The sequence below is a fragment of the Streptomyces sp. NPDC048496 genome, from assembly GCF_043200055.1.
GTDB lineage: Bacteria > Actinomycetota > Actinomycetes > Streptomycetales > Streptomycetaceae > Streptomyces.
Genome location: NZ_JBICXB010000092.1, coordinates 1 through 11,318 on the forward strand (window position 1 = coordinate 1; position 11,318 = coordinate 11,318).

General features: G+C 65.8%; 9 protein-coding genes and 2 pseudogenes. 6 read left to right on the top strand and 5 right to left on the bottom strand.

The features are described from left to right. The first annotated feature begins 133 nt into the window (after positions 1-133). Positions 134-673: a putative immunity protein gene (locus tag ACGFSA_RS33985; RefSeq protein ID WP_393309898.1), complete on the top strand. Its 540-nt coding sequence runs from the start codon at positions 134-136 to the stop codon at positions 671-673. Positions 674-1,094: 421 nt separating this feature from the next. Here the strand turns inward: ACGFSA_RS33985 and ACGFSA_RS33990 are convergent, their stop codons facing one another. Further along, positions 1,095-1,487, bottom strand: coding sequence for a molybdopterin-binding protein (locus ACGFSA_RS33990; protein ID WP_393309910.1), 393 nt, complete (start codon positions 1,485-1,487; stop codon positions 1,095-1,097). Positions 1,488-2,068: 581 nt separating this feature from the next. On the opposite strand from ACGFSA_RS33990, the gene ACGFSA_RS33995 reads away from it, so the two are divergent. After that, positions 2,069-2,815: a DUF4118 domain-containing protein gene (locus ACGFSA_RS33995; protein WP_393309899.1), complete on the top strand. Its 747-nt coding sequence runs from the start codon at positions 2,069-2,071 to the stop codon at positions 2,813-2,815. Between the two features lie 161 nt (positions 2,816-2,976). On the opposite strand, the gene ACGFSA_RS34000 is transcribed toward ACGFSA_RS33995, so the two are convergent. Beyond that, a complete protein-coding gene (locus tag ACGFSA_RS34000) occupies positions 2,977-3,924 on the bottom strand; it encodes an ion transporter (RefSeq protein WP_393309901.1) in 948 nt (315 codons plus the stop codon). Positions 3,925-4,033: 109 nt separating this feature from the next. Between ACGFSA_RS34000 and ACGFSA_RS34005 the strand changes: the two genes are divergently transcribed. Next, entirely contained in the window at positions 4,034-4,255 is a 222-nt protein-coding gene (locus tag ACGFSA_RS34005; protein ID WP_393309902.1) for a twin-arginine translocase TatA/TatE family subunit, read from the top strand. Between the two features lie 52 nt (positions 4,256-4,307). On the opposite strand, the pseudogene ACGFSA_RS34010 reads toward ACGFSA_RS34005, so the two are convergent. Both ACGFSA_RS34010 and ACGFSA_RS34015 read right to left on the bottom strand, forming a co-directional pair. After that, positions 4,308-4,445, bottom strand: a pseudogene (locus tag ACGFSA_RS34010) (hypothetical protein); the annotation flags it as partial. Between the two features lie 66 nt (positions 4,446-4,511). Further along, a complete protein-coding gene (locus ACGFSA_RS34015; RefSeq protein ID WP_393309903.1) occupies positions 4,512-5,807 on the bottom strand; it encodes a PIG-L family deacetylase in 1,296 nt (431 codons plus the stop codon). 462 nt (positions 5,808-6,269) lie between these two features. On the opposite strand from ACGFSA_RS34015, the pseudogene ACGFSA_RS34020 reads away from it, so the two are divergent. Further along, positions 6,270-6,995 (top strand): annotated as a pseudogene (locus ACGFSA_RS34020) (APC family permease); the annotation flags it as partial. Between the two features lie 97 nt (positions 6,996-7,092). On the opposite strand, the gene ACGFSA_RS34025 reads toward ACGFSA_RS34020, so the two are convergent. Beyond that, a complete protein-coding gene (locus ACGFSA_RS34025; RefSeq protein ID WP_393309905.1) occupies positions 7,093-8,376 on the bottom strand; it encodes a DUF6056 family protein in 1,284 nt (427 codons plus the stop codon). Positions 8,377-9,141: 765 nt separating this feature from the next. On the opposite strand from ACGFSA_RS34025, the gene ACGFSA_RS34030 reads away from it, so the two are divergent. Then, positions 9,142-10,557, top strand: a complete 1,416-nt coding sequence (locus ACGFSA_RS34030; RefSeq protein WP_393309906.1) for a glycosyltransferase — start codon at positions 9,142-9,144, stop codon at positions 10,555-10,557. 497 nt (positions 10,558-11,054) lie between these two features. After that, entirely contained in the window at positions 11,055-11,228 is a 174-nt protein-coding gene (locus tag ACGFSA_RS34035) for a hypothetical protein (protein WP_393309908.1), read from the top strand. The last annotated feature ends 90 nt before the right edge of the window (positions 11,229-11,318 follow it).

The window sequence follows — 11,318 nt, forward strand, 5'->3', positions numbered from 1 at the left end:
GCGCCACGGGCACCTCGTCGGCGGTCTACTTCACTTGACGGGCGGGGGCTGGAAACGGAGCCTCACAGGCCACCGCGCCAGTCCCCGACCCTACTGAGACTGCAGGTAGTTGCTCGATGGGAGAATCGGATCCGTGACGACCGTATCGGGGGACTTTGAGCTGACCATGGACGAGCTGCGCGTTGTCGCACGCTATGTTTTGGAGAGCGCTGAGGAAGTTCTTCCTGTGTTCGAGGTCGCCAACCCCGGCGATCCTCGACCTCGTGCAGCCATCGACGCCGCACGGGAATTCGTGAACGGCGCGAGAAGGACCAAGCTCCAGCGCATCACCTCCTTGGATGCCCACCGGGCGGCGAAGGAAGCGACCACTGAAGCCGAACGGCTTGCTGCGCGCGCTGCCGGCGATGCCGCCTCTGCGGCTTACCTCCATCCGATCGCGAAACCCACCCAGGTGGGTCACATCCTGCGAGCTGCTGCAAGCGCGGCGCGCGTGGGGGAATTGAACGCGGACGGTGATTTCGCCGTCGGGCTCCGGCTGATCGAGGAGGCTCGACAACGCGCCACATCGGTCTTGATTGATGTTCTCAACAGGTACCCTCTCGCGCCGGCTGGCAAGAGCCGCGCTGCACAGCTCATGACCATCCTGGACACATCCTTGCGCATGTCCCGCTAAGCTCAGGGTCAGCTGCGGCGCTGCAGCTGACCCTCATCGACAACTGCGGCCGGCCTCCCTGAGGGGAGGCCGGCCGCAGCCGTTCCGGGTCCGGCCGCCGGGTCCCAGTGCCGACCGGACCATCACCCGTTCTCGTCCAGCCACCGCGGACACTGGGCGGTCCACGGCCTGAGTCGAGCCGGGGCGGCAGCCTCCACGCACCTGTCGGGGGCACGCTGACGGCGGCTGACCGAGGCTTCCAAACTACCGCGAGACCCCACCCTCAGGGCCACTGGAACCACTCGATCGAAGTCTGGAACCACTCGATCGAAGTGGGGCCAAATCACCTTGCCACAGGGGCGTGAATCGCACCGCCTCACGCCCCCTCCAGCCCAACCATGGAGCCCAAAAACCTCCGTCGACTGGAGCCCGAAAACGTCCTTCAAAACATCGCCGGCTTCTCGCTCTCCGCGCAGGCCCGGTCGACGTGCACGCTGGTCGGCTTCACGCGGGCGGTGGCCTCCACGCCCAGCTCCACGGCCTCCCGGGTCAGCAACGAGACCAGCCGGTGCGGCCCGGCCTGCATCTCCGCATGGGCCGCGACATCGCCGAGCGTGACGGCGATGACAATGCCCGGGAAGACGTTACGCACGGAGGTGTAGGAGGCATCTTCCTCACCATCGGTCCTGGCGATCTCGACCCGAAGGGCGGCCAGATCCCGCCCTTCGATGAGACGCCGCCCACTCGCGTCACGATGCGTGGTCACCCGACCGGCATCCGCCCATCGGCGCGCGGTGTCCGGGCTGACGCCGAGAAGACGCGCCGCCTGTCCGATTTTTTAGGGCTGCATACGCGCCCAAATGCACTCATTTTCCTTGCATTTGCAAGCTTTTGTGTCTGCTGGTATGGCATGCGCCGCACCCCTGAGCGGGCTGCGGCATCCGGCCAGCACCGGAATGCGCCCCTGAAGCCCTAGGAAACACGATGTAACGGCCGTGGCCGCCTGGCCGCGTACCACCTGTCAGCGGCCGCACGAACCGGTCGGCACGCACCTTGGTGAACGACCCCACCCGTTCCCGTCCCTTGGTCGGCCCCTGTTGAGTCGGGGTCCGCGAGGGCAGGGTTGGTCTCGCGCGGCCCTGCGCGGGCTCCGGGAGAAGATCTTCTCCCGGAGCGCCGCACGCCGCTACCGACTACACCACCCCAGCCACGAAGTGGCGCCGGCAGGTCCGCGTGAGCGGGGGGCTGGAAGGAGGGCCCCAGCGCGGTCGTTCTGGACAGCCAGACCGTGCGTGCCTCGCTCAACGCGCCCGCGGAAACGGCCAGGGGTCGGGTAATCAAGGTTGCGTCAAAGCGGGACGGAATGAAACGCGGGAGCGGCCATCTGTGACTACAACTGAGGTGGAGGTGAACCCCATGCTTCAGTACCTCTCCCGGGACCGGGTTGCGCTCGTCGCGGCCGTGGCCCTGCCGCCGGTCGTGTGCGCGGTGCTGGTGCCCTTCCGGGCCGGCATGTCCAACACCAATGCGGCTCTGGTGCTCGTCGTCGCCGTGGTGGGCGTGGCGGCGCTGGGCCATCGCCTCGCCGGCGCGCTCACCGCGATGTCCGCGGCAGTGTGGTTCGACTTCTTCCTCACCCGTCCCTACGAACAGTTCGGGATCACCAAGTCCGCCGACATCACCACCGCCGTGCTGCTCCTCGTCGTCGGCGTCGTCGTCTCCCAGCTTGCGGCCCGCGCCCGGGAACTGAAGGTGATCGCCATCACCGACGCCGACTACCTGGCTCAGATCCACCACACCGCTCGCCTCGTCGAGGCCGCCACCAACCCGCATACCGTGATCGACCACGTGCGTGGGCAGTTGGTGGGGCTGCTCGGCCTGAGCGGCTGCCGCTTCGAATACGGCACCCTCATCGGACACCCGCCCAGTCTGAGGGAGGACGGCAGCATCTCCTGGGACCGCCGGCGCTGGGACGTCGACCACAACGGACTGCCGGGCGGGGAGCTGGAACTGCGGGTCTTCCACAACGGCCGCTTCTACGGCCGCTTCATGCTCCAGGCCGCACCGGGCGCCGCCCCGCCGCTTGCCGCCCGCCTCGTCGCGGTGACCTTGGCCAACCAGGTCGGGACGGCACTCGACACCATCGGTCACGTGCGCGCTTGAGGCCGAGAGTCGCCGGTTCCCCCACGCTGGGCGGTGAACGTTCCGCCGGGGCCGAAGGCCGGCTCGGCGAAGCGTTCGCCGATGCGGCGGTGTACGGCGGTGTCCGGGTGGAGCTTGGTCGGGCGGCGGCAGCCCGGCGACGTCCCCCCTCGCCGTAGAGGTCACTGTTGTCCCACTCGCGTTGCCGACGTCCTTCCTGCTAGCGGCCGGGCTGCGACGACTGCCCGCTCTTCGCCGGGTGTGGTGAAGTGCACAGCCGCGCGGGCGAGCTCGTCCTCGAGGTCGTCGAGGGCGCGGCGGGCAGTGGCGATGCGTTCTCGCAGCAGATTCGCGTCCTCCGGTCCCTGCTGCGTCGGTGGCTCTTCCGTCTCCATGTCCCGTGCCTCGTCGAGGGAAGTGATGACCACGCCGATGAGGACGTTGACCAGGACGAAGGAGGCGAGCAGGACGTAGGACGCGTAGTAGACGATGCTCCAGCGGGAGATCTCCAGGCCGACGCGGACGGCGTCGCCGATGCCGTCCAGGGTCATCAGGAGGAAGAGGGTGAGGACAGCGCGGCCGATCGAGCCGAAGTGCTCGGGGTCGTGGTGCGAGAAGAAGACCCAGCCCACCATCGCGTAGACGTACAGCAGCAGCGCGCCCACGACCAGGAAGCTGAGTGTGCCGGGAAGGCTGCGGCCGACCGCGACCAGGAAGACGCGCAGCTGCGGCAGGAAGCGGGCTGAACGCAGAACACGGGCCAGCCGCAATAGCCGTAGCACGGTGGTGTTCTCCCGTACGACGGGCAGGAACGCACTGAGGACGACGGCGAGATCGAAAAGGTTCCACGGATCGCGGAAGAATGAGCGCGGGCGGTCGGCGTGGGCGGCCAGGCGCAGCACAATCTCCACCGTGAAGGCGGCGACGCAGGCGTGCTCGGCAAGACGCAGCCACCGGTGCCAGTCGTCCACCAGTCCGCTGTACGTCTCCACGCCGAGCAGCGCGGCGTTGGTGAGGATCAAGGTGAACACGGTGACGGCGAACCAGCGCGCTTCCGTGAGGGCGCGACACCGGCGCGCCAGGGATACCCGGGCTGGGGTCACTCGGGCCGTGGGGCCGCCGTCCGTCATCCTGCTCTGTTCCTCCGTGCAGCACACTGTTCCCGGCCAACCGGGCTGGAAGGCGGGCTTGTTAAGCGATCATGCTCCAGGAGAGACTTCTACAGCAATGTAGAGAGAGATGCGCAGCCGGTACGCCGTTTCGGTCGCCATCCGTCCCCCTGGGAGAGCAGATCCGAAGTTCGGCCTGAGTGAACTGGCTCTGATCCTCCTCCTCCTCCTCCTCTTCCTCCTCGTGGTGGTCCTGGGGATCAAGGAGCTGCCCGAGCTGACACGTTCGGCGGGCAAGGCGGCCCGTATCTTCAAGGGCGATGCCAAGGCGTTGAGGAACGATGAGCGGTGACCATGCGTCGGCCCACCGCTCGTCGAGGACTGAGCCGGCTACACCTCTGCCGTCAGGCCGCCTGCGGCTGCAGGAAGCGGGCCGGCAGGTCGCCCAGGCTCACCGTTCCGGTGAGACGACCCGAGTCGTCGCAGACAACGGCCAGCGAAGCCCGGCGCCGGCGTAGGAGATCAATCGCCTTGGTACCCGTCGCGTACTTGGCCGCCACGCGTCAACCCGAAACGTCGCCACGTCTGATTGCGTTGAGCTGGGTCGCCTATGCGATGTTTGGGTTGTTGTGAGCCGTTCCTGCTGTCCAGCGCCAATAGAGCTCCGGCTCAGGCTGCCTGTTGCAGCTGACGAGACCGAGTCGCGGGTGCTGCGCCGTCCTTGAATTCCAGTAAGGGGGGAGCGAGCGGTCGTTCTGGTAGAGGCACATGCCTTTCTCTCCCGCAATTCGCCATGCCGTGCGCTTCCAGGTGGTACTTTTCCAGGGTTCGGGTGCCCATTTCTGTTCTGGGCGTGATGCGTCACACAGCGCCAGGCCGGCGCTGCTGGTCAGTTCGGTGAGGCAATATCCTCTGTAAAGTCTTGTTCTGATCGTTCCGTCGTCCCTGATTTCCCATTTCTGCGCGCTGGTTCCATTGCAGCTGTTGATCCGGACTGCGTCGTAATTCGGTTGCGTGCTCACCGCTTCGAGACACTGCTCCGGATCCCTGCTGCTGAACTCGGTAGTTCTTCCAATGTCTCCCATGATTTCTCCGAGGCGTGGGTTCCGGTGCTCTTGCAGGTACTGACGGTGAACCCAGTCCGAATCGTCGAGTTGGAGCGGCCCCTTGTAGGTGTCAGCCAGGGCGCAACTTTTCTTGGAATGGCAATCGGTATGCGCGATGTAGCGTCTGACGGCCGCTTCCTTTTCGGCAACTTGCGCAGGGGGCAGGTTGGGTTCAAGTGACGACATGGTGTATCCGAGGTAGGACGCGACGGGGATGCCGGAGAGATATCCGGCTTTTCTGAAGTACCTGGCCCCGATGCCGTGGTCGCTGTGGTCGACCTTGCCGCGGAGACCGAAGGCGAAGGAAGCGTTGTCGTAGTCCAGCGTGAGAATACGTTGCGCTCTTTCCTGCCGGGCGAGGTCGGACAGGGTTTGCAGGAGCTGGTCCTCGGTGTAGCTTTCCATGCTTTGGAACAGCTGAATCCGTTGGCGGGTCGCCAGGAACAGTTTGAGCATGCTCTCACTTCCCCGTCCGTGGGGAAGCCCGTCGTGCAGTCCCAGGAAGAGCAGTTTGACGGGCGATTGCGAACCGCGTCTGAGGCTGGAGGATCTGATACTGCGACCGTTGACCCGTGTGCTGTCCTCGGTCCAGCGATCTGGGACCCCGGCAAGCTCCGCATAGGCCGCGCGCACGCCGTTCTCTCTTCTCGCGACGTAGTCCCTGGCAGCCTGTGATCTCTTCCCGTCATCGCCCGCGGTGAGATAAACGGTGGTGACTGCGCATCCGGCGTGAATGGTCTTCCTGATCTCCGGGTCGACGAAGTAGAGGTCGTCGTCGGGATGTGCGACACCGATCATGGTGCGTTGACATCCGTGAGGTTCTTGCGCCGCCTTCGACGTCTGGTGCGACGCGGGGCCCGCGACCCTGTTTGCGAGAGGGGAATCACTCGAAGAGCACGATGATCCCAGAATTGCGCAAATCACCAGCGCCGTAGCGGGAATCATGCGGTGCGCCGGGCGGCTTCTATTGTTGTCCTTCGTGCACTCCACTCAACCATTCCGTCCTTCTCAACCTTTGGGCCCGCATCACGTCCATGCTCGGGGTTGGTCCGGGGTAGATCGTGGTCGCGAGTGTGACGCTTCCGCCGAGGCCCCTTGGGCTTCGCCGGAGATGCACAACTCATAGGGGTACCGGTAGTTGGACTGCACAAAACGACCGACTCGCCGGGACGACCGAATATCCAGTGAGTGAAGGGGTTCTCACCGTTCCGGTGGGTGAGCCCACGAACTGATTGACACGGTGGAATGTTCGGTACCGGACCCATGGGTGTCGGCGTGATCGTGCTGATCCTCGCGGGAAACCTGCGAGGCATCCGGCAGGCGGGCGCCTTGTTCGCCACTCCGACCTACGTGTTCATCGCCGCCATGTTCGCGCTCGTCGCAGCCGGACTCGTCGACGCGGCCGGCCAGGGCTTTCAGCCGCGTCTCACACTGACCGTACCCGTCACCGACACGGTCGGCCTGCTCCTGATCATGCGCGCCTTCTCCTCGGGGGCCACGGCGCTGACCGGGATCGAGGCGATCTCCAATGCCGTACCGGCGTTCAGATCCGTCGAGTGGCGCAATGCCCGTACCACCTTGACCTGGATGGTCGGCCTGCTCATTGCGATGTTCGCAGGAATCGTCGTCCTCATCCACTGCACCGGGGTGGTGCCGAGCGCACGCGAGACCGTTCTTTCCCAGCTTGCGCGGCTGACCTTCGGCTCGGGGTGGATGCACGTCTTCATTCAGGCTGCCACGGCCGCGGTACTGCTCCTCGCGGCGAACACCGCATACAGCGACTTCCCTCGGGTGCTGTCCCTTCTGGCGCGCGACGACTACGCACCACGCATCTTCATGCGACTGCGCGACCGTCTGGCCTACAGCAACGGCATCATCCTGCTGTCTGTCACCGCCGTCCTCGTCTGCGTCGCCTTCAACGGCCGGGCTGCCTCGCTCATTCCGCTCTACACGGTCGGTGTCTTTCTCGCCTTCACCCTGTCGCAGGGTTCCATCTGCCGCCGGACTGACCGCGGGTTGAGCAGTGCGTGAGGTCGTTGCGCGCCGTCCGTGTTGGGACCGTACGGTCTGCACCTGCCGGTGCTCAGGGGAGTCCTGTCGCCGGGACCACGCGTTCCAGATGGTAGTAGCGGGCCACACATGACGCGGGCCACGCCTTGCGCCCGTCGTCAGCGAACGGTTCGGTCATTTTGCTGATGGGCAGCCGTGTGTAGGGGAGTACCTGCGCGCCGGCCGCGGACTGGCTGCGCAACCAGTGATCCTGGTCGTCCCATTTCCGAGCGCGTACCGCCATGTCGGCGTCGAGGTGCACGAGAGAGACGGCAAGCGCGAGGCAGGCGAAAGCGTACACAGTTGCGGCGACGGCCTTCGGCGGCCCGGTGGGGCGCCCGCGCTCTCTCCACGCGCGGCCGAGGAGTGCGCCCACGAGGACAAGCAGCAGGATGTAGAGCAGCAGGTAGTCGTTCCAGAGTCGTGTGGATGTCGCGACGCTCGACCCGAAGGCCGGGTAGGTGATGACCGTGCACAGATAGCCCGAGACGAGGAGGGCGCAGACGCCGGTCCAGGCGAACAGCGTCCCGTGTCTCATCGGGGGCAGGCGGCCTTCGTGCTGCCGGGCCAGCAGACCCAGGAGAAGGCCGGCCACGAAGGCCCCCAGGTACTGCCACGTCGTAAGAATGATGGCTGCGATGTGCGCGAAACCGCGCAGCGAAGCGAGGAGCGATTCGGGAGTGAGCATCGTCGCGGCATGGTGACGTTCACGCCGATGTTGTGAGCCCGGAGAATTGAGGAGGATCAGGCTTCCGATGACGATTCCGGTGATCCCTGCGACGCACCAGCCGCGGAAGAAGGTACGTCGCTCCTGTGGGACGACCCGGCCGCTGATCAGCAGCAAGCAGCTCAGTACAACCACACCGACGACACAGGTCTCCTCCGACAGCGTGCCCATGACGAACCCCGCCACGAAGACAGTGAGCAGGGCGAAACCCCTGCCCCGCCGTGATGTGGCCCGCAGGAGGGGAAGGGCCGCAGCGCAGGCGAACACGGGCGGCAGGGTGTGCGAGACGGACGCGGCCGGCCAGTAGAACGTCTTGTAGGTGTTGGGGGACCCGAGCAGGAAAATCGCCGTCACCATCGATGCCAGCAGGAGGGGACCCCCCCGTGGCACCGTCATCCCTGCCCTGGGCAGAACGCCGGCGACAACGGCCCAGAGGAGCCCGAGCATCAGCACACCGCTGATCAGGCCGAACCATTGATGCCCGGCGACACCGAACCGCGCATAGCACCAGACCAGCACAGCGTTCATGACGCGCCCGTTGTCCAGGTAGTAGAACTTCCCGACGATCGCGGACAGCCCCCCGTCACGCACGACGGGCAGAAAGCACCAGTCATCACCGGATGGACGCACCCAACGGCCGAACCAGGCCGCGGCCGCCAGCAGAGCGACGGGGAGAATCGCGAGCGAACCGACCCACAGAGATGTCCACCACCGAGCTGCCCCGCGGTCCGGAACACCGTCCCTCCGTTGCTCCTGAACGGATTCACCTGGGGGACGTTCCACGACCGGTATTCCTTTCGCTCGGGTCCGACACCGCGCCGCGCGCCCTCGCGTCCGGGACCGCCCACAGGCCGGCGCGGTCGGGACCAGTTCGCTCCGGCGTGTCAGCCCTCGGGGCGCCGAACCCAGCGGGAAACGCAGGCCCCCACGGCCCACGCCGCCCTCGCTGTCCGGCCGGGCACGACTGTTCACCGACAGCGGTCAGGGCAAACAGGGCCGGACAGGTCCGAACTGCACCAGAAGATGGTTAAGTGTCACACAGTTCAGCGGAACATGAGCGCACGTGCCGTTGATCAGAGCCGAGTCTGCACAACTCGATGTTCGAAGAACACTGCAACGCAGCAGGGAGGAATCAGGAGCCGACCGGTCAGGCGCATCACCAAGGACTGTTCGGGCAGCGACGAGACGGATGCTTCACCCATTCGATGCCATCCCGTGACGTGATTCGGCCGGAAGGCATCGCGGAGAAGGATGGGCCCTGCACAATTCGTTTGACGATGCCTCGGGTCGAGACGCATCAAGAGGACACAGACGCATGCTTCCGAGATGGCGTGACCACACCTGCCAGGGATCCGAATGACAGAGTGCCAGGTTTCGATCGTAGTTCCCTGTTTCAATGAGGACGAGGTGATCGAGCGATTTCACCAAACACTGGTTGTCGTCCTCGAAACGACTCGACGCAGCTTCGAAGTCTGTTACGTCGACGACGGCAGCCGGGACGCGACCAGGGAGCAGCTGCGCGCTCTCGCTGCCGCGGATCAGCGGGTTCGCTACACCTCCTTCAGCCGGAATTTCGGCAAGGAGGCCGCGATACTTGCGGGATTGCGTATGTCCCGGGGTGACGCCGTGATTCTCATGGACGCCGACCTTCAGCATCCGCCCTCACTTGTTCCTCGGATACTGGAGCTGCGACAGCACGGCTACGACCAGGTCGTCGCGCGTCGGGACCGTTCGGGGGACGGCGTGCTGCGCAGCGTCGTCAGCACGGCCTATTACCGTGCGATGGGGCATTGGATGGATGTCGACATCACCGATGGAGAGGGAGACTTCCGGCTGCTGTCCCGTCCTGCCGTCGAAGCGGTGCTCGCCCTGCCCGAAGCCAACCGGTTCTCCAAGGGAATCTTCTCCTGGATCGGCTTCGACACCGCCAGCTTCACCTACCACAACGTCAGCCGTGCCGCCGGTACCTCGAAATGGGGCGGAAGACGCCTGCTCAACTACGGCATCGACGGACTGATCTCCTTCAACAGCCGACCGTTGCGTCTGGCCGTCTACATCGGTCTCACGCTCTTCTCCGCAGCGTTGGCGTATGCGCTATGGATCGTCATCGGCGTCGCCCTGCATGGTGTGCGCGTCCCCGGATTCGCCACCCTGCTGACCGCTGTCGTGGCACTCGGCGGGGTCCAATTGGCCACGCTCGGCATCATCGGTGAATACGTCGGGCGCATCTACCGCGAAACGAAGCACCGGCCGCTTTACGTGGTGCGCGAGACGGAGGTAAGTGTACGGCAGGAGCGCCACACCATTGCGGACCGTCATCCGTCCGAAATGCTGTCAGCGACGGACGTGGGAGCCTCCGCGATCGGATCGTCCAAGGGGCGCACCGTGCGCCAGTTCTTCGTCTTCGCGTCGATCGGAATCGTCAATACGGCGGTCTATCTGGCGGTGTACGCCTCCCTGAACCGATGGATCCCTTATCTGATCGCCCACGTCATCGGTTTCGCGGTCAGTATCGTGGGGTCGTTCTTCCTCAATACGTACATCACCTGTCGTACGAAACCGACGTGGCACGGATTCTTCCGGTATCCCGTTTCGAGCCTCGTCAACCTCGTACTCACGGGCGTTCTCCTCTTTGCCGGTGTACATACCCTGGGCATGGGAAAGAACGTGGCCGCCGTGGCGGCGGGACTCCTTGCCACCCCGCTCTCGTTCCTGCTCGCCCGATGGGCCATCAATTCCGGCACCGCCCTCGCCCAGCAACGGGCCCGCTGATCGGGAACCCGCGCCGGCCAAACCCGAACGGCGCGGTAACCGTGTGGCGCGAGGCGAGTCACCCACTTCGCCTTCGGCAGCCACCCCCAGCACGGCTACGTTGCTGCCTTCAACTCCTCGCTTCCCACCCACCTCACCGACTGGTTCCTCACCCGGGTCCAGTTCGAGTCCGTCCCGGGCGAGCCGGGCCGGTGCCGGCTCACCGAACCCGAGCGCGACGGTCCGCGCCGCACCCGCCAGGCCGCCCAGGACCTGCGCGCGCAGGGGTACGCCGTACACGTCGACGCCGACGTCGCCCACGCACCGGCCAGCCCACCGCGCCCCATTCGGCGGAGCGGACTCGCCCAGCGCCGCAACCGCATCGCGCAGTCTGCCGCCGGCCGATCGCCCCAGCGCGGTGCGGCGCCGAGAACCTCGTCGTCCTCCGCGCGCCCGATCCCGCCGAAGCCCGCCTACGCGCCCACCGTCCATCTCGCACCTGCTGCCGGACGCAGCCTGTGAGCCCTGCTCCGGAGCCGATCCGCATCACCCGCGGACGGGGCTGCGAGGTCGACGTCGAAGGCGCCTTCGACGCCTTCGACGGACAGATCCTGCTCCGGGCGGGCTTCCTCTTCGAACCGTCGCTGCGCGGCCACTGGATCCGGCTGCCGTTCGACATGGGACGGGACTGAGCTCGGATCCACCGGCTGATGTTTCCGAGGTCCGATTTCTCGCCGAGGGCTGATGGTGGTGTGGGGCACGGGTTCGAGGGCGTGCAGTGC